18 protein-coding genes and 1 pseudogene are annotated in these 23794 nt (G+C 72.5%); 13 read left to right on the top strand and 6 right to left on the bottom strand.

Annotated elements, in window-relative coordinates; all coding sequences use genetic code 11:
* Positions 1–17: 17 nt before the first annotated feature.
* Complete coding sequence (locus ACYVPE_RS10830; RefSeq protein ID WP_461033270.1) at positions 18–683, bottom strand: TetR/AcrR family transcriptional regulator; 666 nt, start codon at positions 681–683, stop codon at positions 18–20.
* A 185-nt stretch (positions 684–868) separates the two neighbouring features.
* Here ACYVPE_RS10830 and ACYVPE_RS10825 point away from each other — a divergent pair, with 185 nt between their 5' ends.
* Positions 869–1927 (top strand): ParB/RepB/Spo0J family partition protein, encoded by a 1059-nt coding sequence (locus ACYVPE_RS10825; protein ID WP_461033269.1) that lies wholly within the window; start codon positions 869–871, stop codon positions 1925–1927.
* 418 nt (positions 1928–2345) lie between these two features.
* On the opposite strand, the gene ACYVPE_RS10820 is transcribed toward ACYVPE_RS10825, so the two are convergent.
* Positions 2346–3380 (bottom strand): ferric reductase-like transmembrane domain-containing protein, encoded by a 1035-nt coding sequence (locus ACYVPE_RS10820; RefSeq protein WP_461033268.1) that lies wholly within the window; start codon positions 3378–3380, stop codon positions 2346–2348.
* A 493-nt stretch (positions 3381–3873) separates the two neighbouring features.
* Here ACYVPE_RS10820 and ACYVPE_RS10815 point away from each other — a divergent pair, with 493 nt between their 5' ends.
* From ACYVPE_RS10815 to ACYVPE_RS10760, 12 genes are all read left to right on the top strand, one after another.
* Positions 3874–5523 carry an ABC transporter substrate-binding protein gene (locus ACYVPE_RS10815; protein WP_461033267.1) on the top strand — a complete coding sequence of 550 codons (1650 nt, stop codon included), beginning with the start codon at positions 3874–3876 and terminating at the stop codon, positions 5521–5523.
* 92 nt (positions 5524–5615) lie between these two features.
* Positions 5616–6599: an ABC transporter permease gene (locus ACYVPE_RS10810; RefSeq protein ID WP_461033337.1), complete on the top strand. Its 984-nt coding sequence runs from the start codon at positions 5616–5618 to the stop codon at positions 6597–6599.
* Positions 6600–6605: 6 nt separating this feature from the next.
* Positions 6606–7517: an ABC transporter permease gene (locus ACYVPE_RS10805; RefSeq protein ID WP_461033266.1), complete on the top strand. Its 912-nt coding sequence runs from the start codon at positions 6606–6608 to the stop codon at positions 7515–7517.
* Positions 7517–8599: an ABC transporter ATP-binding protein gene (locus tag ACYVPE_RS10800; protein ID WP_461033265.1), complete on the top strand. Its 1083-nt coding sequence runs from the start codon at positions 7517–7519 to the stop codon at positions 8597–8599. The genes ACYVPE_RS10805 and ACYVPE_RS10800 overlap by 1 nt, the downstream gene beginning before the upstream one ends.
* Positions 8596–9675, top strand: coding sequence for an ABC transporter ATP-binding protein (locus tag ACYVPE_RS10795; protein ID WP_461033264.1), 1080 nt, complete (start codon positions 8596–8598; stop codon positions 9673–9675). The genes ACYVPE_RS10800 and ACYVPE_RS10795 overlap by 4 nt, the downstream gene beginning before the upstream one ends.
* Positions 9672–10715, top strand: coding sequence for a LacI family DNA-binding transcriptional regulator (locus tag ACYVPE_RS10790; protein WP_461033263.1), 1044 nt, complete (start codon positions 9672–9674; stop codon positions 10713–10715). Before ACYVPE_RS10795 ends, ACYVPE_RS10790 begins: the two co-directional genes overlap by 4 nt.
* A 152-nt stretch (positions 10716–10867) precedes the next feature.
* Complete coding sequence (locus tag ACYVPE_RS10785) at positions 10868–12463, top strand: FAD-dependent oxidoreductase (RefSeq protein ID WP_461033262.1); 1596 nt, start codon at positions 10868–10870, stop codon at positions 12461–12463.
* A 48-nt stretch (positions 12464–12511) separates the two neighbouring features.
* The gene (locus ACYVPE_RS10780; protein ID WP_461033261.1) at positions 12512–14578 is read left to right on the top strand and encodes a beta-galactosidase; all 2067 of its coding nucleotides are present in this window, start codon (positions 12512–12514) and stop codon (positions 14576–14578) included.
* Complete coding sequence (locus ACYVPE_RS10775) at positions 14575–16881, top strand: exo-beta-d-1,3/1,6-glucosidase (RefSeq protein ID WP_461033260.1); 2307 nt, start codon at positions 14575–14577, stop codon at positions 16879–16881. The genes ACYVPE_RS10780 and ACYVPE_RS10775 overlap by 4 nt, the downstream gene beginning before the upstream one ends.
* Before the next feature lie 122 nt (positions 16882–17003).
* Positions 17004–18047 (top strand): zinc-dependent alcohol dehydrogenase family protein, encoded by a 1044-nt coding sequence (locus ACYVPE_RS10770; protein WP_461033259.1) that lies wholly within the window; start codon positions 17004–17006, stop codon positions 18045–18047.
* A 217-nt stretch (positions 18048–18264) separates the two neighbouring features.
* A complete protein-coding gene (locus tag ACYVPE_RS10765; protein WP_461033258.1) occupies positions 18265–19713 on the top strand; it encodes an LPXTG cell wall anchor domain-containing protein in 1449 nt (482 codons plus the stop codon).
* A 35-nt stretch (positions 19714–19748) separates the two neighbouring features.
* Entirely contained in the window at positions 19749–20405 is a 657-nt protein-coding gene (locus tag ACYVPE_RS10760) for a lytic polysaccharide monooxygenase (RefSeq protein ID WP_461033257.1), read from the top strand.
* On the opposite strand, the gene ACYVPE_RS10755 is transcribed toward ACYVPE_RS10760, so the two are convergent.
* The 4 genes and pseudogenes from ACYVPE_RS10755 to ACYVPE_RS10740 form a co-directional block, all read right to left on the bottom strand.
* Positions 20375–21340, bottom strand: a complete 966-nt coding sequence (locus tag ACYVPE_RS10755) for a PfkB family carbohydrate kinase (RefSeq protein ID WP_461033256.1) — start codon at positions 21338–21340, stop codon at positions 20375–20377. The two genes, ACYVPE_RS10760 and ACYVPE_RS10755, sit on opposite strands and share 31 nt — an antisense overlap.
* Positions 21337–21930 carry a bifunctional 4-hydroxy-2-oxoglutarate aldolase/2-dehydro-3-deoxy-phosphogluconate aldolase gene (locus ACYVPE_RS10750; protein WP_461033255.1) on the bottom strand — a complete coding sequence of 198 codons (594 nt, stop codon included), beginning with the start codon at positions 21928–21930 and terminating at the stop codon, positions 21337–21339. Before ACYVPE_RS10750 ends, ACYVPE_RS10755 begins: the two co-directional genes overlap by 4 nt.
* Positions 21931–21986: 56 nt before the next feature.
* Positions 21987–23198 (bottom strand): D-mannonate dehydratase ManD, encoded by a 1212-nt coding sequence (gene manD, locus ACYVPE_RS10745; RefSeq protein ID WP_461033254.1) that lies wholly within the window; start codon positions 23196–23198, stop codon positions 21987–21989.
* Positions 23199–23526: 328 nt separating this feature from the next.
* A pseudogene (locus tag ACYVPE_RS10740) lies at positions 23527–23794 on the bottom strand (carbohydrate ABC transporter permease); the annotation flags it as partial.

Here is a 23794-nt window from a genome sequence, read left to right as displayed (position 1 = left end):
CCCCACCTGACGAAGCGCTACGAGGACGCCGGGTAGCCGAGGCCGCGGAGGGCGAGGAACGTGAGGATGTCGATCAGTTCGTCCTCCTCGGCGTCGGTGTGCTCCCGGGTGAAGAGCAGGAAGATGTTGCGGTTGGCCATGTGGGAGAGGGCCAGCGCGCGCTCGTAGTCCGTCTCCGGAAGGGCCGCGACCTCGAAGCCGGCGGCCCGGTCGCGGCGCACGATGTCGACCAGCATCTGGGCGCAGCGGGCGAACGCGTCGTCCCAGATCAGGCGGACGTCGGGATCGCTGCCGACGAGCGCGTCGCCGATCCGGTAGAGGAACCCCAGCTCGTGCCAGAAGCCGACCAGCGCCTTGAGGATCCGGGCCAGCGTCGTGTCGAGGCTGGCCTCCCCCGCCTTCGCCAGCTCCTCGCCGAAGGTCGCCATCATCCGGTTCACGGCGCGGCCTATGAGGGTGGCGATGATGGCGTTCTTGTTGTCGAAGTAGAAGTACACCGAGGAGCGCGACAGCCCCGCCGCCCTGGCTATGGCCTCGATGCTGATCGCGTCGGGCTCCTTGTGCCTGAGCAACTCCTCCGCCGCGTCGAGCAGGGCCGTCTTCCGCATGTCCCCCCACAGAACGCGGGGTTCCGGGTGTGTTCCCGCGGCCGGCGTGCCATCGCTGAAGTCCTGCTGATCCATACCCGCAACGTTACGGCCCGACGGCACGTGCTCGACGGCGGGTCGGCAAACCGTCGGTCAGTCGACACTCCATCGATCTCTCGACACTGTGTTGACTCTTCGTCGGGTCGTCGGTGAGACTGGCGAAGGGGTGGGCCCTGTGTCTGAAGTGGTGTCAAGGAGCCGGGGGGCGAAGAACTATGGAAATGGCAGTACGCGTTCGGCGCGGTGTGCACGCCGCGTCGAGCGCTCCCAGGGGGCAGGTGCTGCTGCTCTCGGGGCAGCCGGTGGAAGAGATCCCGGTGGTCCTGGTGCCGGTCTCGGAGTTGCGGCTGTCGGACTCCCCGCGCCTCGCCGGGGTGGATCCCGAGCATGTGCGGGTCCTGGCCGCGTCGGAGAGCACCGTGCCGCCGATCCTCGTCCATCGGGCCACGATGCGGGTGATCGACGGCGCGCATCGCGTCCACGCCGCCGTGCACCGAGGACAGCAGGCGATCCACGCGCGGCTGCTGGAGTGCGGCGAGCGCGATCTGTTCGCGATGTCGGTCAGGTTGAACGCCGTGCACGGCCTGCCGCTGTCCCTGGCCGACCGCACCGCGGCGGCCGGCAGGATCGTGGGCTCGCACCCCGAGTGGTCCGACCGGGCCGTCGGCCACGTGACCGGCCTCTCCGCCAAGACGGTGGCGGCGCTCCGCCGGCGGTCGGCGGGAGAGGTCCCGGCACCCGGGGAGCGCGTCGGCCGTGACGGAAGGACCAGGCCGCTGAACGCGGCGGAGGGGCGGCTCGCGGCGAGCCGGCTGCTGCGGGAGCGGCCCGAGGCCAGCATCCGGGAGATCGCCCGCGAGGCGGACATCTCCGTCGGCACCGCCCACGACGTGCGGCGCAGGCTGGCCTCCGGGCAGGACCCGGTGCCGCCGGGGCTGCGCCCCGCCGGGTCCCGCACCGCCACGCGGCGCGCCGGCCCCCCGAGGAAGCCGCCCCCGGCCATCGCCGAGGGCGTCAGCTCGCTGGCGAAGCTCAAACGCGACCCGTCGCTGCGGTTCTCCGAGTTGGGTCGCGCGATGCTCCGCCTGATGGACGCCCACACGCTGTCCCCCGAGGCCCGGCGCCGCTTCGCGGAGAACGTGCCCACCCACTGCGTCAAGCTGGTGGCGGCGGTCGCGCGGCACTGCGCGCACTCCTGGCTCGCCTTCGCCCAACAGGTGGAGGCACGAGTCCCCCCGGAGCACACCGGCCGAAACCCCGGCGCGGACCACGACACATGACGCTGCTCGAGGCCCTGCCGAGCTGTTCGTGAACGTCGAAGGAGTTGGTCCAACGCGCCGTCGACCAGGATCGGCAGGGCGTCGGCGAACATCGCGCCGATTCGCCTGTGGGCATCGCCCACAGGTCAACCACCCCGAAACGAGAACCATCCCCTGCTTGGGCGGAGGTTGTTGCGTCGCGTCACGGAGAAGGAAACAGATCACCTCGCCTGGCGGCCGTACACGAACCGGCGTCAGCATCACCCACGCCGTTGGCGACCAGGTTCTCCGACTGCCGCTCCCCAGCGGGGGCGACACCATACAGCTGTCGCTGTCCGACCAGCCACACCGTGCGGCATGGACGCTGGTGCAGAACAGCCGGAGCCAACAGGGCGTGTGGGTCTGGAAGTACACCTGATCCCGGTGGTCCCGGCCGCCGTCAGCCGGCGGCTCGGGGCTGCTCGGGGTCCAGGTCGTCGCCCTCGTCGCCCTCGTCGCTCTCGGGGCCCCGGCCGTGGGCGCGCGGCTGGCGCGCGGGGCGCAGGCGGTGGACGACGGTGACCAGGACGAGGGTCAGGGCCAGCAGCCCGGTCCAGATGACCCACTGTTCCGGCCACGGTCCCGCCGAGTGGCCGTGGTCGGAACGGCCGCCGTCCGCCCCCGAGATGACGACGACCGCCAGGCCGGCGACGGTGGCCACCGCCGCGAGCCGGCCGGCCAGCCGCGCGGTCAGCGGCAGCGGGCGCGACTCGCGGCGTGGCCCGCGCAGCCGGAGCCGCTCGCTGGGTCGGGCCGGTGCCAGCAGTCGGAGCAGCAGCAGCCCGGCGAGCGGCATCTGGAGCGCCCACACCAGGGTGCGGAAGGAGCCCTCGAACCAGACGTTGGTGCCGTAGAGCAGGGTGTGCCAGGCGCTGAGCACGTAGACGACGATGATGAACCGGTGCAGCGCGCGCCACAGCCGGGAGCCGGTGGTCTGGCGCACGTAGAAGGCCAGCCCGAGGACGATCGCCAGATAGAAGGCGAGCAGGCCGAGGAGGATGGCGATCCGGCCGGTGCCGGTGGCGTAGCCGCCGGGCACGAACACCTTGACCAGGGTCACCCGCACCAGCTCGCCCATCGGCTGGTTCTCGAAGTTGGTCTGGAGCTCGGCGCCGAAGAACGTCGCCATGTGCAGGAACATCAGCCCGATCGTGGTGAGGCTGGTGGTGCGGTGCCACTTCTCCACCCGGGCCGCCGCCATCCAGCGCCAGGGCGGGCGCGGCCCCGACCTGAGCAGCCCGAAGACGACCGTGACGTACGCCCACAGCAGCGCCGACCAGCCGAAGGCCTGGCACAGCCAGTACCACCAGTACTCGGACGCGTCCTCGAAGGGCGGCATCATCTGGATGCTGGGCGAGGTGCCGTTCTCGACCCGGGCCCACAGCCACCAGAAGACGAGGCCGGTGATCACCAGCGCCAGGCTGGCGTCGGGCACCGCGGCCCGAGCGTCCGCCCCCAGCCCGCGCCAGTCGAAGCGCCGTGCGCCTCCCGGCCGTTCGGGGGAGGGTGCGGGCGGTCTCGCGGCGTCTGACATCGGAACCCACCGTTCTCTGAACGACCACGTGCGGGGAGGGACGACCCCTCCGCATCGGTAGTCGGTCCGTTCCGGCATCGGGTTCCCACGAGCCGTCCCGCGAGCCGTCCTACGAGCCCGTCCTACGAGCGTCCCGCACCGGCGGCTCGGGCGGCCCGCCGCGCCTCCCGCGGCGAGGGGGCGACGCCGGTGCCGGCACCTGTCGGACGCAGATCGGACATGTTCCCGAAAAAAACCTTCGCGCACTCCGTTGACCCCAACTCCCGGCGTGCGTACCTTCCATGCTCATACGTAGAAGCAGTGCAACGCGGCAGGAGGCGAGCCTCTTGCTCATACGTATGAGCACCCCTGCCACCGCTTTGCCTCGTCCGCGAGGAGCAAGGAGAGCACAGCCATGCCAGACAGGAGAACCGTGCTGCGTGGTGCGGTCGGCATCGCCGCCGCGTTCGCGGCGAGCGCGTGCAGTGCCGGCACCCGGTCGGCCGGATCGGGCGGCACCGACACCCTGGTGTTGGGCAAGACCGACGGTGGGACGACCTTCATCCGCAACTACAACCTGTACGGCCCCTCGACGCAGAAGGCGCCGGACGCCGGGCTGGTCTACGAGAACCTGGCCAGGATCGACTACAGCGACGGCGCCGCGGTCAAGCCGTGGCTGGCGGAGGACCTGACCTTCGACGAGGCCGGCACCACCCTGACGATCACCCTCCGCGACGACGTCACGTTCTCCGACGGCACCCCGATGACCGCGGACGACGTCGTGTACTCGCTCCAGGTGCCGCTGAGCGACCCCTCCTTCAACATCGGCGGCGTCACCTACACGGCGGTCGAGAAGGTGGACGACCGCACGGTGGCGGTCACCTTCGACACGCCCGCCTTCAGCGAGCTCAACCAGTTCGCCGGGTCCGGCACGTTCATCGTGCCGGCGCACCTCTGGGCCGACCAGGACCTGAACGCCTGGACCAACCCGGACCCGATAGGCACCGGCCCCTTCACGCTCGAACGGTTCTCCGCCCAGCAGGTCACGCTCGCCGCGCGCACCGACTACTGGGGCGGCAGCTTCGAGTTGAAGCAGCTCAAGATCATCCCCACCAACGGGGACGCGGTGAAGGCCCAGCTGCTGCGCGGCGACGTCGACTGGGCGCCCATCGCCTGGGCCGACGCCGAGAACGAGTACATCGCCGAGGACCCGCGGAACCACCTCTACCAGCAGTACGCCACCGGCGGCGCGTACTCGATGTTCTACAACACCGCCAGGGCCCCCTTCGACGACGTCAACCTGCGGCGGGCGCTGGCCATGACGATCCCGCGGACCGAGATCGTGGCCACCCTCCAGCGCCCCGGCACCGAGGCAGGGCCCACCGGTCTTGTCGACGAGATCTACCACGACGTGCTCCTGCCGGAGTACCAGGGCCAGGTGCAGGAGGTGGACGCCGCCGGCGCCCTGGAGGAGCTGGCCGCGAGCGGCTACACCGTCAGCGACGGCAAGCTCGTCAAGGACGGCGAGACGTATGTCCCCACCCTGTCGTTCAACCAGGACTACGGCTGGGACGCGTACGCCAACATCATGATCAGGAGCTGGCAGGACACGCTCGGCCTGACGGTCGAGCCGGTCGGCGCGCCCGGCGCGAACCTCTGGGAGCAGCAGCAGCGCGGCGACTTCGACCTCACCATCAGCACCACGGGCGGCGCCGGTCCCGCCGGGGTCTACCGCGCGCTCGCCAGCCAGGCCGCCCAGCCCCTCGGCGAGAAGGCCGCCACCAACTTCGGCCGCTGGAACGACGAGGAGACCGACGAGCTGGTGGCCCAGCTCACCGGCTCCGACGACGAAGAGACGCTGCTGGCCGCCACCCACGGCATGCAGCGGGTCGTCGCCGAGCAGGTGCCCTACTCGCCGATCTACAACAGCTACTGGTTCGTGGCCATCAACGCCTCGCGCTGGAGCGGCTGGCCCACGCCCGAGCAGTTCACCGCCGTGCCGACCACCGCGCTCGGCCCCGACATCGCTCTCGTCCTGCGCGACCTGAAGCGGGCCCGGAGTTGAGCGCGGCAACGGCCACCGTCGAACCGAGCGCCCCGGCCGAGAAGTCCGGCCGGGCGCGGACGGCCTCTCGCTCGGCCTCCCGCTGGACCTTCCTGGCCCGCCGGACGGGCTTCTACCTGGCCGCCGCCTGGGCGGCGATCACGCTGAACTTCTTCCTGCCGCGCCTGATGCCGGGAGACCCCTCGGCGGCGGTCGTCGCGCAGTTGCAGCAGGTCAGCGGCCAGCAGGTGGACCAGCACCAACTGGCGGCCATCCAACGCCTGTTCGGCGACCCCAGCGCCAACATCGGCCAGCAGTACCTCGACTACCTGCGGCAGCTCGCCAACTTCGACCTCGGCACCTCGGTCACCTACTTCCCCACCCCGGTCGGCGACCTGCTCTGGCAGGGGCTGCCCTGGACGCTGCTGCTGGTCGGCACGACCACGGTGATCGCGTTCGTGCTCGGCACCGGCCTCGGCGCGGTCGCCGGCTGGCGGGCCGGCACCCGCTTCGACACCATCGTCTCCCCGCTGACCACCTTCGTCTCCGCGATCCCGTACTTCTGGATGGCGCTGCTCGGCCTGTGGGTCTTCAGCTTCCTGCTCGGGTGGTTCCCGCTCTCCGGCGGCTACGACCCCGACCTGGTCATCGGCCCGAACCTGCCGTTCCTGCTCAGCGTGTTGCAGTACGGCGCGCTGCCCGCCGCGACCATCGTGTTCTCGGCGTTCGGCGGCTGGCTGCTCGGCATGCGGAACATGACGGTGACCACGGTCCGCGAGGACTACGTCCTGCTGGCGCACGCCAAGGGCCTCTCCACCCGGCGGGTGTTGCTGCGGTACGCCGCCCGCAACGCGCTGCTGCCGAACTTCACCGGGTTCGCCCTCGCCCTCGGGCACGTCGTGGGCGGCGCGCTGCTCACCGAGATCGTCTTCAGCTATCCAGGCATCGGCTACCTCATGTACTCCGCGCTCCAACAACGCGACTACCCGGTGATGCAGGGCGTGTTCTTCATGATCACCCTCACCGTGCTGCTGGCCAACCTGCTGGCCGACACCGTCTACGTCCTGCTCGACCCGCGCATCAGGGACCAGGGGTGAGACGCCGTGCGGCTTGAGTTCCTCCGCAGTTGGAAGGTCATCACCGGCCTGTCCGTGCTCGGCTTCTTCGCCTTCCTCGCGCTCTTCGGACCCTGGCTTGTCCGGCACGTGCTCGGCGTCGACCCGCAGGCCAACGACATCTCCGCCATCTCCCAACCACCCAGCGGAGCCCACCTGTTGGGCACCAACCAGTTCGGGCAGGACGTGCTCGGCCAGGTGATCGAGGGCACCCGCGCCTCGATGTCGGTCGGCCTGCTGGCCGCCACCATCGGCACCGCGCTCGCCGTCCTGGTCGGGGTGCCCGCCGGCTACTTCGGCGGCCGGATCGACACCGCCCTGAACTTCGTGACCAACCTCTTCCTGGTGATGCCGGTGCTGCCGCTCATCCTCATCGTGGCCGGCTATCTGCGCGGCACGGGGCTGTGGGTGATCGCCCTGGTCATCGGGGTGTTCGGCTGGTCGGGCGCGGCCCGCACCCTGCGCGCCCAGGCGCTGAGCGTCAGCAGCCGGGACTTCGTCCGGGCCATGCGGATGGTCGGCGAGCGCAGCCACCGGCTGATCTTCTTCGAGGTGCTGCCGCACCTGACCGGTCTCATCGCCTCGATGTTCCTGCACGCGATGATCGGCGCCGTGCTGGCCGAGGCGGGACTCGCGTTCCTCGGCATCTCCGACGCCTCGGTGGTCAGTTGGGGAACCATGATCCAGTCGGCCCAGGACCAGAGCGCCGTGCTGCGCGGGCTGTGGTGGTGGTTCGTGCCGCCCGGTCTCTGCATCGCGCTGATCGGCACCGCCGCCTCGCTGGTGAACTTCGGCATGGACGAGCTGGCCAACCCCAAGCTGCGGGCCGCCCGTTCGACGACCGTCCGGCGGGCCAGGAAGCTCCAGCAGACCGCCAGGCTCAACGGAGGCGAGGCGTGATGACCGCACCCACAGAACAACAACGGCGCCCGCCCGGCGCCCCCGCCGCCGCCGGAACCGTCCTCGACGTGCGCGGCCTCACCGTGGAGTACGCCACCGGGCAGTCCCCGGTACGCGCCTGCGTGGACGTCACCTTCACGCTGCGCCGCGGCGAGATCCTGGGCGTGGCCGGCGAGTCGGGCTCAGGCAAGTCCACCCTGATCACGGCGCTCACCCGGCTCCAGCGCCCGCCCGCGGTGACCACCGCGGGGCAGATCCTCTTCCACGGCCGCGACGGTGCCCCGCCCGTCGACCTCGTCACCCTGGACGCCAAGCGGCTGCGTCGCTACCGGTGGACGTCGCTCTCCATCGTGATGCAGTCCGCGATGGACGCGCTCAACCCGGTGATGCGGCTCGGCGCCCAGTTCGCCGACGTGCTGCGGGCGCACGACCGCACGCTCACCAGGAAACTCGCCTGGGCCAGGGCCGCCGAACTGCTCACCCTCGTCGGCATCTCCGCCGACCGGGTCCGCGACTACCCGCACCAGCTGTCCGGCGGCATGCGCCAGCGGGCGGCCATCGCGCTCGCCCTCGCCTGCGGCCCGGAGCTCGTCGTGATGGACGAACCGACCACCGCCGTCGACGTGGTGATGCAGCGGCAGATCCTCGCCCAGGTGCTGCGGCTGCGCGCCGAACTCGACTTCGCGGTGGTCTTCGTGACCCACGACCTGTCGCTGCTGCTCGAACTCGCCGACCGCATCGCCATCATGTACGCCGGGCGGATCATCGAGGTGGGCAGCTCGGCCGCCCTCTACGCCGACCCCAAGCACCCCTACACCCGAGGGCTGCGGGCCTCCTTCCCGCCGCTGCGGGCCCCGTTGACCACGCTCACCGGGATCCCTGGCAGCCCGCCCGACCTGCGCGACCCGCCCCCCGGCTGCCCCTTCCACCCGCGCTGCGCCCAGCGCACCTCGGGCTGCGACACCCACCTGCCGCCGCTGGTGCCGGCGGCCGACGACCCGGATCGTCAGGTCGCGTGCCTGCTCCATCCGTCACCACAGGCCCCGTCGACGAGAGACCAGCCAGGAGGCGAACAGCCGTGAGCGACGACACCTATGTGCTGGAGGCCAGGAACGTCTCCAAACACTTCACCGTGCGCGGCGCGGCCGGCCGCGCCAGGGTCGTGCGGGCCGTGGAGGAGGCCAGCGTGGCGCTGCGGCCGGGCGGCGTCCTCGCCCTGGTCGGCGAGAGCGGCAGCGGCAAGACCACGCTGGCCAGGCTGCTCGCCAGGTTCCACCCGCCGACCGAGGGCGAGATCCTGCTGCGCGGCAAGCCGTTGCGGCGCGGCCGGCGGGCCGCCCGCGCCTACCACGCCGAGGTACAGCTCATCTTCCAGGACCCCTTCGGCTCGCTGAACCCGCTGCACCGGGTCCGCTACACCCTGGACCGCACGCTGCGGCTGCACGAGCCAGACCTGGACCGGGCCGGGCGGCGGCGCCGCATCGTCGAACTGCTGGAGCGGGTGAGCCTGTCGCCGGCCGCCGAGGTCGCCGAGAAGTTCCCGCACGAGCTGTCGGGCGGCCAGCGCCAACGCGTGGTGATCGCCCGCGCCCTGGCCGTACGCCCCAAGGTGCTGCTGGGCGACGAACCGATCTCCATGCTCGACGTGTCGATCCGGCTCGACATGCTGAACCTGCTGCACCGGCTGCGCGCCGACGAGGGCCTCGCGCTGCTCTACATCACGCACGACATCGCGAGCGCCCGCTACCTGTGCGACGATATCGCGGTGATGTACGCGGGGCGCATGGTCGAGTCCGGCCCCCGCGAGAGGCTGATCGCCACGCCCCAACACCCGTACACCAAGCTGCTCGTCGAGTCCTCGCCCGATCCGGAGCGCGGCGCCGGGCGCGACGAACTGTTCAGTGACGCCGACCAGTTGGGCGAGCCGCCCAGCCTGATCGACCCACCGGACGGCTGCCGCTTCCATCCGCGCTGCCCGTTCGCGATGGCCGAGTGCCGCACCGAGGCGCCGCCGCGCACCGAGCTCGGCGACGGCCACTGGGCGCACTGCTGGCTGCACCAGAAGGGTCGGGCCGGCGAACTGGCGGACACCACGTTCGCGGCGGCGGCCGCGGCCCGCCGCGGTGCGGGCGTGGCGCGACAGGAGAGCGCCAGGTGACCGTCAGGCGACGTGACCGCGCTCCCAACCAGGCCGACGTGGCCCGCCTCGCCGGGGTATCCCAGTCGGCGGTCTCCAGAGTGGTCAGCGGCGACGCCGAAAGCGCGCGGATCTCCGAGGAGACCCGCCGGCGGATCTTCGACGCGGTCAGGGAACTCGGTTACGTGGCCAACCCGGCGGCCCGCGCGATGCGCAAGAAGCGCACCAACCTGCTCGGCGTGCACACCTTCGAGGCCGTGTTCCCGCACGCCCGCGAGGACTTCTACTTCGACTTCCTCCTCGGCATCGAGGAGCGGGCCGAGGAGACCGGCTTCGACCTGGTGCTCTTCACCTCCACCGGGGCCGGCGGCGACGGCCGTCGCATGGTGTTCCGCGACGGCACCAACCGGCTCGGCCTGGCCGACGGCAGCGTGCTGCTCGGGGTGTCGACGGACCGCGCCGAGCTGTCCAGGCTCTGGTTCGACGGCTACCCGTTCATCCACATCGGCCGCCGCGAGGTGCCGGGCGCCGACATCCCGTGCGTCATCCCCGACTACGAGACCGTCACCGCCGACATCGTCGGCAAGCTCGCCGGCCTCGGCCACCGCAGGTTCGGCTACCTGCGCGAGGACAAGGAGATGGAGCCGTACACCGACCGACGGCGGGGCTACGCCCGGGCGGTGCGCGAACTCGGGCTCACCGACGACTCCCCGGGTTTCCGCGGCGAGCCAGAGCTGTCGGAGGAATGGCTCGACCGGCTCGTCACCGGATGCGAGACGGCGGTCGTCGCGGAGAGCGTGCGGCTCGCCGACGCGCTGCGGGCGCGCCTGGCGGCGCGTGGCCTGCGGGTTCCTGACGACCTGTCGGTCGCCGTGCTCGAAGGGGCGTGGGACCAGCCCGAGGGCCGGTGGGAGTCGCTGGAGATCCCGCGGATCGAGATCGGCCGGATCGCCGTGGACCGGCTCATCGCGATGCTGGACGCGCCGGGGCGGCGCGTGGAAAGCCTGCTCGTGCCGTGTTCTGTCAGCGCCGGAACGACGGTGGCGGTGCCGGGTCGCTAGCGCTCGGCCGGGCCGCTTCGTGGGAAGTGCCGCGGCGGGCCGCGTTTCGCTGCGGCGCCGTCGTGGTTGATCGCGCAGTTCCCCGCGCCCCTACGGGGCGCGGCCCCGGAGCGTCCGCCTGAACCCCTCCCAGGAAGGAACGACACCCAGACATGGGCGATATACGGACCGATGTGTTGATCGTCGGCGGTGGGCTCGGTGGTGTCGCGGCGGCGTTGACCGCCGCGCGCCTTGGCCGTTCCGTGGTGCTCACCGAGGTCACCGACTGGCTCGGCGGGCAGCTCACCGCGCAGGCCGTGCCCCCGGACGAGCATCCGTGGATCGAGGGGCCCGCCGCCCCGCCCGGTTACGCGCGCCTCCGCCATCTGGTGCGCGACCACTACCGGCGCACCTATCCGCTCACGCCGGCCGCCGCGGCCGATCCGCGGCTCGATCCCGGCCTCGGCGTGGTCAGCCGGATGTGCCACGAGCCGCGGGTGGCGGCCGCCGTCATCGACGAACTCCTCGCCCCGTGGCGGGCGTCGGGCGCCGTCACCGTGCTGACCGGCCACGAGCCGGTGGCCGCCCACAGCCGTGGCGACGAGATCGAGGCCGTCACGGTGCGGAGCCTCCGCACCGGCGAGTCGACCACCGTGTCGGCCGGCTATGTCGTGGACGCCACCGAGTTGGGCGACCTGTTGGAACTCGCCGGCGTGGAGCACGTCATCGGTGCCGAGGGGCAGTCGGAGACCGGCGAGCCGCACGCCCCCGCGGTCGCCGATCCGCTCGACCAGCAGGCCGTGTCCTGGTGCTTCGCGCTCGAGTACCGCCCTGGCGAGGAGCACGTCGTCGACCGGCCCGCCGGGTACGAGCACTGGAGGACCGCCACCGCGCCGTTCTGGCCGGGGCCGCAGCTCTCCTGGACCGACGTGCACCCGATCAGCCTGCGGCACCGCACGTGGAAGCTGATGGACGCCGGGGCGGGCGAGCACTTCGACCTGTGGCGTTTCCGCCGGGTGCTGGCCCGGGAGCAGTTCACCGAGGGCGCCTTCGACTCCGACGTGACGATGGTGAACTGGCCGCAGATCGACTACTGGCAGGCGCCGTTGCTCGGCGTGGACGAGGCCGCGCGGCGGGCCGCGCTGGCGGGTGCCCGTGACCTGTCCCTGTCGTTCCTGCACTGGATGCAGACCGAGGCCCCCCGGCCGGACGGCGGCACGGGCTATCCGGGCCTCCGGCTCCGCCCCGACGTGACCGGCACCGCCGACGGTCTTGCCAAGGCGCCGTACATCCGCGAATCCCGGCGGATCGTCGCCGAGTTCACGGTGCTCGAGCAGCACGTGGGCGTCCAGGCGCGCCCGGCGGGCGCGGGCAGCGAGGTCTTCGCCGACAGCGTCGGTCTTGGCAGCTACCGCATCGACCTGCACCCGAGCACCGCGGGGCGTACCTACATCGACATCGAGGCCTACCCGTTCCAGGTCCCGCTGGGCGCGCTCATCCCGGTTCGCGTCGACAACCTGCTGCCGGCGAACAAGAACATCGGCACCACCCACATCACCAACGGCTGCTACCGGCTGCACCCCGTGGAGTGGGGGATCGGCGAGGCCGTCGGGGCGCTCGCCAGCTTCTGCCTGGCCCACGACCTGCCGCCGCGGAAGGTCCGCTCCGACGCGGCGCGGCTGGCCGACTACCAGCGGCTGCTCAGCGACACGTTGGGCATCCGGCTGGCCTGGCCTGAGGAGATCCGCACCCACCGGCACACCCCCTGAGCACGCACCGCAGCCTCGAAACCAGAGCCGAGACCCAGGAGCCCGCGCATGCCGCGACCCGACCAGCCGCCACCGGGCTGGGGCCGCATCCCCCGCCCGGCCTACGGCGCCGACTACAACCCCGAGCAGTGGGACAGGGCGACCTGGCGCGAGGACGTCCGGCTGATGCGCGAGGCCGGGGTCAACCTGGTGTCCCTCGGCGTCTTCGCCTGGTCCTGGCTGGAACCCCGGCCCGACGCCTTCGACTTCACCGGCCTCGACGAGGTCGTGGAGCTGCTCCACGAGGCGGGCGTCGCCGTCGACCTGGCCACCCCGACCGCCGCGCCGCCGCTCTGGTTCTCGCACGCCCACCCGGAGTCGCTGCCCGTCACCGCGGACGGGCGCACCCTGGCCCCCGGCGCCCGGCAGGCGTACTGCCCGTCGTCCCCGGCCTACCGGGAACGCGCCGCGCTGATCACCCGCCGGCTGGCCGAACGGTACGGCGAGCACCCGGCCGTGGTGATGTGGCACGTCAACAACGAGTACGGCAACGGCAACGCCCACTGCTGGTGCGACACGTCGGCCGCCGCCTTCCGCGACTGGCTGCGGGCCACCTACGGGGACGACCTCGACGCCCTCAACGACCGCTGGGGCACCGCCGTCTGGGGCATGCGCTACAGCGACTGGGAGCAGGTGATCCCGCCCCGTGTCAGCACCAGCGGCCTGCCGCCGGGGCTCCGCCTGGACTTCTACCGCTTCGGCGACGCCGAGCACCGGGCCTGCTTCCGCGCCGAGCGCGACATCCTGCACGCCCACTCGCCGGGCCGCCCCGTCACCACCAACTTCATGACCGGCAGCCTCCGTTGGGCCGACTACTGGCGCTGGTCCGAGGACGTCGACCTGGTCTCCAACGACCACTACCTGATCGGCGAGGACCCGCACCGGGACGCCGACCTCGCGCTGGCCGCCGACCTGGCACGCGGCCTGGCCGGCGGGCGGCCCTGGCTGCTGATGGAGCACTCCACGTCCGCGGTGCAGTGGCAGGGCCGCAACCTCGCCAAGGAGCCGGGCGAGATGGCCCGCAACAGCCTCGCCCACCTGGCCCGCGGCGCGGACGGCGCCATGTTCTTCCAGTGGCGGCAGTCCGCCCACGGGCCGGAGAAGTGGCACTCGGCGATGGTCCCACACGGGGGAGTGGACACCAGGATCTGGCGGGAGGTCACGGCCCTCGGCGCCACCGTGGCCCGACTCGCCGAGCTCGCCGGCTCCACCTGCGAGCCCGCCGAGATCGCCCTGCTCCTCGACTACGAGGCGATGTGGGCCCTGGAACTCCCCTACCGGCCGAGCGCCGACCTGACCTACCACGAGGTGTTCCGCGCCTGGCACCGCGCGCTGTGGACCGCCGGTCTCCCCTGCGACGTGGTGGCGGCCCCCGGGAGGCAGCGGCTGCTCCTGGTGCCCTCGCTCTACGCCGTCTCCACCGACACGGCCCGCGCCCTCGCGGAGTACGCCGCCGGCGGCGGGCACCTGGTCGTCGGCCCCTTCAGCGGCCTGGTCGACGCCGACGACCGGATCCACCCCGGGCCCTACCCGGGGGCGCTGCGCGAGCTGCTCGGGCTGCGCGTCGACGAGCACCTGCCGCTCGCCGCCGGCGGGACCGTCCGGCTGGACGACGGCTCGACCGGCCGGCTCTGGGCCGAGCGGGTGATCCCCGACGCCGGCACCGCGGTGGAGAGCCGCTTCGCCGACGGGCCGGCCGCGGGCGGCCCCGCCGTCCTGCGCCGCGCCACCACCCGCTACCTGGCCACCCGCCCCGACGACGACGCGCTCCGGCTCCTCCTCCCGCGCTGGGCGGCGGAGGCGGGCTGCGCACCACCGGTCCCCGGTGCCGGGGGCGGGGTGGAGGTCACCCGCAGAACCGCCGCCGGCGGCGGTTCCTGGCTCTTCGCGATCAACCACACCGGGCACCCCGCGCGGGTGGCCGCCACCGGCGTCGACCTGCTGTCCGGCGCCCGGGCGAGCGGCACGCTCACCGTCCCGGCGGGCGGCCTGGCGGTCGTCCGAGAAGCCGGCCCCCCTCACCAGGACGGCCCCCCTCACCAAGACGAGCCCCTCACGAACGGGAATGACCTGTGACTGTTCCGCCCTACCGCGACCCCGCGCTGCCCGTCGAGGACCGGATCGACGACCTGCTGCCCCGCATGACGCTCCCGGAGAAGGTCGGGCAGATGCTCCAGCTCGACGCGAAGGACGGCGTCACCCACCTGGTGGAGGACCTGCACGTCGGCTCGATCCTGCACGCCGCCCCCGAGCGGATCGGCCAGGCCATGGACCTGGCCGCGGCCAGCCGGCTCGGCATCCCGCTGCTCGTCGGCGAGGACTGCATCCACGGCCACTCCTTCTGGGCGGGCGCCACCATCTACCCCACCCAGTTGGCCATGGCCGCCTCCTGGGACCCGCTCCTCGTCGAACGCGTCGCCCGCGCCACCGCCGTCGAGGTCTCCACCACCGGCGTGCACTGGACCTTCTCGCCCGTGCTGTGCATCGCCCGCGACCTGCGCTGGGGCCGGGTCGGCGAGACCTTCGGCGAGGACCCCCATCTGCTCGGCGAGCTGGCCTCGGCCATGGTGCGCGGCTACCAGGGCGAGGGTCTTGCCGACCGGACCGCCGTGCTGGCCTGCGCCAAGCACTTCGCCGGCTACTCCGAGACCCAGGGCGGCCGGGACGCCAGCGAGGCCGACCTCAGCCGGCGCAAGCTGCGCGCCTGGTTCCTGCCGCCCTTCGAACGCGTCGCCCGGGAGGGGTGCCGCACCTTCATGATCGGCTACCAGTCCATCGACGGGGTGCCGGTCACCCTCGACCAGTGGCTGCTGCGCGAGGTGCTGCGCGACGAGTGGGGCTGGACCGGCACCCTCGTCACCGACTGGGACAACGTGGGCCGGCTGGTGCGGGAACAGCGGGTGTGCGCCGACGACACCGAGGCCGCGGCCCGGGCGGTGCGGGCCGGCAACGACCTCGTCATGACCACCCCGCAGTTCTTCGAGGGCGCGCAGCGGGCCGTGGCCCGCGGCCTGCTGACCGAGGCCGAGATCGACGCGGCGGTGCGCCGGATCCTCACCCTCAAGTTCGAACTCGGGCTCTTCGAGGACCCGCGCCGCCCGGACCCCGCCAGGCAGGCCACCGACATCGGCGCCGCCGACCACGCCGCGCTGAACCTCGACATCGCCCGCCGCGGCCTCGTCCTCCTCACCAACGACGGCACGCTGCCGCTGCTCGACGCCGCGACGACCGACCCGGCGGGGCGCGCCGTGCCCGTCGGGGACGCCCCCGCCCGGCGGATCGCCGTGGTCGGCCCCAACGCCGACGCGGTCGACGCCCAACTCGGCGACTGGGCCGGCGCCTCTGGGCAGGCCTACTGGCTGCCCGACGGCCACCCCAGGCAGCTGACCGAGACCGTGCTCGACGGACTGCGGTCCTTCGCGCCGGCCGACTGGACGATCACCCACGCGCCGGGCGCGCGGATCGCGGAGTTCGCGCCCGACCCGAACGGTCCGGTGCTCGCCGACGGGCAGCCGGCCCCGGAGATCGTCGTCCCCGCCCGGCCCGATCCGGAGCTGCTCGGCGAGGCCGTCGCCGTCGCGAACGAGGCCGACGTCGTCGTCGCCGTGGTCGGCGACACCATCGGCCTGATCGGCGAGTACCGCTCCACCGCCACCCTCGACCTGGTCGGCGGCCAGGTCGAGTTGCTGGACGCGCTGGCCGCCACCGGCAAGCCGCTGATCGTCGTCGTGATCAGTTCCAAGCCCCAGGTCCTCCCGCCGTCGGCCGACGCCGCCGCCGCGCTCGTCCAGGCGTTCAGCCCCGGCATGCGCGGTGGCCGCGCCGTCGCCGAGCTGCTGCTCGGCCTGATCGAGCCCAGCGGCCGGCTGCCGATCTCCGTTCCCCGGCACGTCGGCCAGCAGCCCTCGTACTACAACCAGATCCGTGGCCAGCACGGCGACCGCTACGCCGACCTGACGCAGGACCCGCGGTTCGCGTTCGGCGAGGGGCTCGGCTACACCCGGGTGGACTACACCGACCTGCGCGTCCACACCCCCGAACTCGGCGTCGCCGACGCGGTGCGGGCGACCGTCACCCTCACCAACGCCGGCCGGCGGCCCGCCAGGGAGACGGTGCAGGTCTACGTCCGGGACCTGGTCACGTCCGCCACCTGGGCCGACAAGGAGCTGAAGCTCCACCGCCAGGTCGACCTGCGGCCCGGCCAGTCCCTCGACGTGGACCTCGAACTGCCGGCCGCCGCCTGCACCATCGTCGCCGCGGACGGCCGCCGCGTCGTGGAACCCGGCTCCTTCGAGCTGCTGGTCGGCTCGTCCTCCCGCGACCGCGACCTCCTCGCGGGCCGCTTCACCATCCGGGAACCGGCCGTGTCCTCGGGGTGACGGGGCGGCGGCCAACCAGGTGACCTGGGATGCCGAGGGCGCGGGGAGCGCGGACGCTGGAAGCGGATCACCAGCACCGTTCGCCCTCCCCGCCCCACTCGCACCCCGATGGAGAAGCCCTGATGCGCGCAACCCTCATGTACGGCGCCGGCGACGTCCGGATCGAGAACGTTCCCGACTCCACCGTCGAACAGCCCACCGACGCGCTGGTCCGGATCACCGCGTCGTGCGTCTGCGGCAGCGACCTGTGGCCCTACGGCTCGATGTCGCCGGCCGACGGCCCGGCCCGCATGGGGCACGAGTTCATCGGCGTGGTCGAGGACACCGGCTCCGAGGTGACCACCGTGAAACGGGGCGACCTGGTGGTCGCCCCGTTCGCGATCTCCGACAACACCTGCGAGTTCTGCCGCGAGGGCCTGCACACCTCGTGCGCCAACCCGCAGGCCGGCTTCTGGGACATCCTGCCCGAGGAGGGCGGCCAGGCCGAGGCGATCCGGGTGCCGCTCGCCGACGGCACCCTCGTCAAGCTCCCGGTCGCGCCCGACTCGGCGCTGATGCCGTCCCTGCTGACGCTCTCGGACGTCTTCGGCACCGGCTACCACGCCGCCGTGGCGGGCGGGGTCAGCGAGCGCACCCGGGTCACCGTGATCGGCGACGGCGCGGTCGGCCTGCTCGCGGTGCTGTCGGCCAAGCGACTGGGCGCCGAGCAGATCATCCTCATGGGCCGTCACCGGGTGCGCACCGACCTGGGCCGGGAGTTCGGCGCCACCGACGTCGTCTCGGCCCGCGGCGAGGAGGGCGTGGCGGAGGTCCGCGAGCTGTCCGGCGGGTACGGCACGCACGTGGTCCTGGAGGCGGTCGGCAACATGCCCGCCTACCAGCAGGCCCTCGGGGTGGTCAGGCCGGGCGGCGTGATCAGCCGGGTCGGCGTCCCGCAGTACGAGGAGGCGCCGATCGGCTTCGGCAGCCTCTTCGGGCGCAACCTGCGGCTGGCCGGCGGTCCGGCCCCCGTCCGGGCCTACATCGACGAGCTGATGCCCGACATCCTCGACGGGACCATCGAACCGGGGAAGGTCTTCGACGCCACCACCGACCTCGACGGCGTCCCGGCCGGCTACCGGGACATGGCCGATCGCAAGGCCCTCAAGGTCCTCGTGACCCCCTGACCCCGCCGGGCCGCCCGCAGGAAACTTTCGCTCGCCCTTGGGGCGTCAACTCCCTTGCCGCATACGAGATTCCACCCGGGAAGGGTCATTGACCGTACCCCGGGTCGTCGCTACGTTCCCCAGGAAACTATCGGAGTACCAGCCGCGAAAGTTGCCAGCCGAAGACGCTCCGATGGTTGCCGCGAAGCGAGCTCGGATCTCTTCCCTGGAGGTGCTCATGCGGTTACCGCGCAGTTCTTCCCCCCGCCTGGTCGGCCTGTCCCTGGCCCTGACGCTGGCCGCCGCGGGCTCGATCACCGCGGCCGCGCCGCCCGCCCCCGCCGCGATCACCGCCTCCGTGTCGGTCGACGCCGGCGACGCCCTGGCGACGATCCCGGACACCGGCGTCGGGATGAACGTCGCGGTCTACGACGGCAACATGAACCACCCGGCCATCCCCGGGCTGCTCAGCGACGCCGGCGTCGGCATGGTGCGCTACCCGGGCGGCTCGTACGCGGACGGCTACCACTGGGAGACGCACACCGTCGAGGGCGGCTACGTCGCGCCCGACACCGAGTTCGACACCTTCATGGAGACGGTGCGCGCCGCCGGGGCGCAGCCGATCATCACCGCGAACTACGGCTCGGGCACGCCCGAGGAGGCGGCGGAGTGGGTGCGGTACGCGAACGTCACCAACGACTACGACGTCGAGTACTGGGAGATCGGCAACGAGGTCTACGGCAACGGCCACTACGGCGCCACCTGGGAGATCGACCACCACCCCGACAAGAGCCCCCGCGAGTACGCGCGCAACCTGCTCGCCCACGCCGAGGCGATGCGGGCCGTCGACCCGACCATCCAGATCGGCGCGGTCCTGACGACGCCGGGCCACTGGCCGGACGGCATCGTCGGTCCTGGGGACACGATGGACTGGAACAACACCGTCATGTCCATCGCCGGCTCGGTGATCGACTTCGTGATCGTCCACCACTACCCGAGCGCCACCAGCCAGGAGGACCTGCTGGACGCGCCGGGGACCGAGATACCGGGGATGGCCGCCGCGCTCCGGTCGCTGATCGACCGCTACGCCGGGGCCAACGCGCCGAACGTCGGCATCGCGGTGACCGAGGCCGCCGCCACCGCCTACAAGAACACCTCGCCGAGCGGGGTGTTCGCGCCCGACGAGTACCTGACGTGGCTGGCGCACGGCGCGTTCACGCTGGACTGGTGGAACCTGCACAACGGCACCGACTGCTCCAACATCACCGAGGTCGAGGGCGCCACCGACTACGACGACGGCGGCATCCTCTCCAGCGGGGCCTCCTGCGAGCCGCCGCTCAACACCCCGTTCCCGCCGTACCACGGCACCCGGATGATCACCCACCTCGGCTCCCCTGGCGACACCCTGGTCGGGGCCGAAAGCTCGACGCCGCTGGTGGCCGCGCACGCCGTCCGGGAGGCCAACGGCGACGTGAACGTCATGCTCATCAACAAGGACCCGGACGAGGCCGCCACCGTCACCCTCTCCTACCGCGGCTTCACCCCCTCCTCGGCCACCCCGACCGTGTACTCGTACCTCAAGAACGCCACCTCGATCACCTCGGCCAGGGCGGGCAGCGCGACCCGCCAGACCGTGCCGCCCTACTCGGTCGTGGTCGTGCAACTGCGGCCCACCGCCGGCAGCTGAACGAGACCCCCCACCCGAAGCGAAGAGGAGCCGCAGTGTCATTCCTCCGACGTGAACGAACCCGCGCCCTCGTGACGGCCCTGGCCGCCGGCACGCTGCTGCTGACGCCGTGGTCCACGCCGTCCGCCACCGCCCACGGCTCGGTCGCCGACCCGCTCTCCCGGATCTACGGCTGCTACCTGCGCTGGGGCAGCGACTGGCAGAACCCGGACATGGAGCGCGAGGACCCCATGTGCTGGCAGGCGTGGCGGGCCGACACCGGAGCCATGTGGCTCTGGAACGCCCTCTACCGGGAGGGCACCGGCGGCGACTTCCAGGCGTTCATCCCCGACAACCAGCTGTGCGGCGCCGGCCTCACCGACAACGGCCGCTACGCCCCGATGGACACCCCGGGACCGTGGCGGACGACCCGGGTCGGCAGCACCTTCACGGTCGACGTCTTCGACGAGGCCAGGCACGGCGCCGACTACCTCCAGGTCTACGTGACCAGGCAGGGCTACGACGCCGAGACCGACGCGCTGGACTGGGCCGACCTCGAACTGGTCACCGAGACCGGCCGGTACGCGTCCGCCTCGCACTACGTCACCCAGGCCACCGCGACCGGCCGCTCCGGCCACCACGTCGTCTACACCATCTGGAAGGCCTCCCACGGAGACCAGATCTACTTCATGTGCAGCGACGTGACGTTCTGACCGCGCGCCGCGGCCCTGGTCTCCGCCAGGGTGGGGATCCGGCCCGTGCCGCCGCGACCGGCGACCGAGAGCGAAGCGGCGGCGATGCCGAGGCCGACGGCCGTCGGCAGCGGGTCGCCGAGCGCCAGCCGGGCGGCGGTCGTGCCGGTCAGGACGTCGCCCGCGCCGGTGGCGTCGACGGCGTCGGCGACCACCGGCACCGGCAGGGTGAGCGGCCCGCCCGGGTCGGTCACCACGACGTGGTCGGCGCCCGAGGTCACCGCGGCGGCGCGGGCGCCGAGTGCGAGGACGGCCTCGGCGGCGGCGGTCGGGTCCGCCGTGCCGAGCAGCTCGAGCGCGTCCGCGGGGCAGGACGGGGTGACCAGCGCGCAGTGCGGCGCCACCTCGGCGAGCAGCGCCCTGGCCCGCTCCCGACTGGTCAGCCGCGCACGGTAGTTGGGGTCGTAGACCACGGCCGCGCCGCCCTCGGCGGCGATCCGGGCGGCGGCCGGCACCGCCCGCCGGCTGCCGTCCGACAGCGCGCCGCCGATGCCGGTGACGACCAGCGCCCGGGCGGCGGCCAGGGTGGCGCGCTCGCGCTCGACGTCCGCGACGTCGAGGCGGGACGCCACGCTGCCGGTGCGCCAGTAGGTGAACTCCCGCTCGCCCGTGAGGTCGCCGTGCAGCAGATAGGCGCCGTTGCCGCCAGGCACCCGCCGGATCAGCGAGGTGTCGACGCCGAGCGCGGAGACCCGGGCGACGAGGGCGTCGCCGAGCCGGTCGTCGGCCACCGCGGTCAGGACGGCGGCGCGGGCGCCCGCGGCCGCGGCCGCCGCAGCGGCGTTCAGCACGTCGCCCGAGAAGCCGAGCCGGATCCGCGCCCCGTCGGCCAGCGGGTCCTCGCAGGAGAACTCGACGAGGATCTCGCCGATCAGCACCACGTCGACGTCGCTCATCGCCCGGCTCCGAACAGCCGGGCGAGCGCGGCCGGTTCCTCGGGGAGGCCGGAGCCCACCCCGACGGCCAGCGCGCCGGCGTCGAGGTAGGCGGGCGCCTGCTCGACCGAGACGCCGCCGGTGGGGATCAGGGCGGCGTCCGGCAGCACGGCCCGCAGCGAGGCGAGGAACCGTGGGCCGCCGACGTGGGCGGGGAAGACCTTCGCCGGGCCGCGGCCGGCGGCGTCGGCGATCTCGGCCGGGGTGAAGCCGCCCTCGACGAACGTGACCCCGTGGCCGGCCGCCACCGCCCGCACCGCGGGCGCCGGATAGGGGGAGACGAGGAAGTCGGCGCCGGCCCCGATCGCGGTCGCCGCCTGCTCGGCGGTGGTCACGGTGCCGACGCCGAGCAGCGCGTCGCCGTGCCCCTCCCGGCAGTCGGCGAGGGCCCGCGGCCAGTCGGGCGTGGAGGTGGTCAGCTCGACGACCCGGCAGCCCGCGTCCACCAGGGCGCGGACGGCGGCCACCGCCGCGGCCACGTCGGGTGAGCGCAGCACCGGCAGCAGGCGCTGGGCGCGCAACGCCGCGATGAGAGGGGTGGGTTCGGCCATGACCGCTGCTCCTTCTGCTCCGTCCCGTGGTTCGGGCTGTTTCCCCGCCGCGCCGCTCACCAGTCGTGAACCGTGCCGTCGGCCAGCCGGTTGACCGGCAGGTAGGCGGCCTCGTACGGGTGGGCGGCGGCCAGCACGTCGTCCAACTCGACGCCGATCCCCGGCTCCTCACCCGGGTGCAGATGCCCGTCGGTGAAGGTGTAGGCGTGCCGGAACACCTCGTCGGTCGCCGCGGTGTGGCCCGAGTACTCCTGGATCCCGAAGTTGTGGATCGCCAGGTCCAGGTGGATCGCGGCCGCCATGCCGACCGGCGAGATGTCCTCGGGGCCGTGGACGGCGCTCCTGATCTGGTACTGGGCCGCGTAGTCGAAGAGCTTGCGGAGCGGGGTGACGCCGCCGAAGTGGGTCACCGCGGAGCGCACGTAGTCGATGAGCTGCTCGTTCACCAGCGTCTGGTAGTCGAAGACGGTGTTGAAGACCTCGCCGATCGCCAGCGGGGTCCTGGTGTGCCGGCGCACCAGCCGCAGCCCTTCCTGGTTCTCGGCCGGGGTGCAGTCCTCCAGCCAGAACAGGTCGTAGGGTTCGAGCGCCGCGCCGAGGCGGGCCGCCTGGATGGGCGTGAGCCGGTGGTGCGCGTCGTGCAGCAGCGGCAGTTCGGGCCCGAACTCGTTGCGGACCGCCTCCAGGACGCCGGGTATGTGGCGCAGGTAGGCGGCGGTGTCCCAGTCCTCCACCACCGGGCGCGGGTGCCGGTCGGCGTCCGCGCCGAGCGCGGCGTCGTGCCGGACGCCGTAGACGTTGGTGAGCCCCGGCACGCCGGTCTGTACGCGGATCGCCTGGTAGCCCTCGGCCTGCCTGGCCCGGATGGAGTCGAACAGCTCGGGGATGTCGCGGCCGCTGGCGTGCCCGTAGGCGCGGACCCGGTCGCGGCTGGCGCCGCCGAGCAGTTGGTAGAGCGGCAGCCCGGCGGCCTTGGCCTTGATGTCCCACAGGGCGACGTCCACGGCGGCGATCGCGGCCATGGTCACCGGGCCGCGCCGCCAGTACGCGCCGCGGTAGAGGTACTGCCAGGTGTCCTCGATCCGGTGCGGGTCGCGGCCGATCAGCAGCGGCGCCACGTGGTCCACCAGGTAGCTGGTGACGGCGAGTTCGCGGCCGTTGAGGGTGGCGTCGCCAAGGCCGGTGAGGCCCTCGTCGGTGGTGATCCGCAGCGTGACGAAGTTGCGGCCCGGGCTGGTGACGACGACCTGCGCGTCGACGATCTTCATCGGAATTCCTTGTGTGGAGACCCTCGGCTTCAGCCGGGGGAGGGAACACATCCCTGGCCTCCGCATAGCGGAGCGTAGCGGTATCGTTGCGGAATGCTCTGGTAGGGTGAGGGTGCCGCTGGGGCGATAACCAAGCCCTGGTGGTCTACCGCCGGGCTGGCGGGATGTGAGGTCTGTGGAGCGGGTGTAAGACCTGGCTCGGGTTCGTCCCGTGGCGGGCGGTTCGCTGCGAAACAGAAAGGTCCTCCCGTGAGGGTCGGAATCTCCTCCGTTCACGGAGGGGAGGAGGTCAAGAGGTGGTGGTCTTCCAGAGGGTGTGGGGTGGTGGTCAGCCCTTGGTGGCGCCGGCGGTCAGGCCGGCCACGAGGTGCTTCTGTCCGATGACGGCGGCGACGACGACCGGGATCGTCATCAGGGTGGCGGCGGCCATCAGGCCGCCCCAGTCGGTGCTGGCGTAGGAGATGAAGTTGAACAGGGTCACCGGCACCGTCATGGTGTCCTCGTCGGCGAAGATCAGCGCGAACATGAAGTTGTTCCAGCTGAAGACGAAGGCGAGGAGGGAGGCGGTGGCGGTGCCGGGGGCGGCGAGGGGGAGG

The sequence above is a fragment of the Streptomyces mayteni genome (assembly GCF_054783955.1).
The sequence above is the reverse complement of the archived record's forward strand: the minus strand, read 5'-3'. Positions and strand labels throughout refer to the sequence as shown.

What these genes read in the sequence shown, in the direction of transcription:
- ACYVPE_RS10830 (WP_461033270.1), bottom strand. Translation starts at nt 683, where the DNA reads ATGGATCAGCAGGACTTCAGCGATGGCACGCCGGCCGCGGGAACACAC.
- ACYVPE_RS10825 (WP_461033269.1), top strand. Translation starts at nt 869, where the DNA reads ATGGCAGTACGCGTTCGGCGCGGTGTGCACGCCGCGTCGAGCGCTCCC.
- ACYVPE_RS10815 (WP_461033267.1), top strand. Translation starts at nt 3,874, where the DNA reads ATGCCAGACAGGAGAACCGTGCTGCGTGGTGCGGTCGGCATCGCCGCC.
- ACYVPE_RS10800 (WP_461033265.1), top strand. Translation starts at nt 7,517, where the DNA reads ATGACCGCACCCACAGAACAACAACGGCGCCCGCCCGGCGCCCCCGCC.
- ACYVPE_RS10785 (WP_461033262.1), top strand. Translation starts at nt 10,868, where the DNA reads ATGGGCGATATACGGACCGATGTGTTGATCGTCGGCGGTGGGCTCGGT.
- ACYVPE_RS10780 (WP_461033261.1), top strand. Translation starts at nt 12,512, where the DNA reads ATGCCGCGACCCGACCAGCCGCCACCGGGCTGGGGCCGCATCCCCCGC.
- ACYVPE_RS10770 (WP_461033259.1), top strand. Translation starts at nt 17,004, where the DNA reads ATGCGCGCAACCCTCATGTACGGCGCCGGCGACGTCCGGATCGAGAAC.
- ACYVPE_RS10765 (WP_461033258.1), top strand. Translation starts at nt 18,265, where the DNA reads ATGCGGTTACCGCGCAGTTCTTCCCCCCGCCTGGTCGGCCTGTCCCTG.
- ACYVPE_RS10755 (WP_461033256.1), bottom strand. Translation starts at nt 21,340, where the DNA reads ATGAGCGACGTCGACGTGGTGCTGATCGGCGAGATCCTCGTCGAGTTC.
- ACYVPE_RS10750 (WP_461033255.1), bottom strand. Translation starts at nt 21,930, where the DNA reads ATGGCCGAACCCACCCCTCTCATCGCGGCGTTGCGCGCCCAGCGCCTG.
- manD (WP_461033254.1), bottom strand. Translation starts at nt 23,198, where the DNA reads ATGAAGATCGTCGACGCGCAGGTCGTCGTCACCAGCCCGGGCCGCAAC.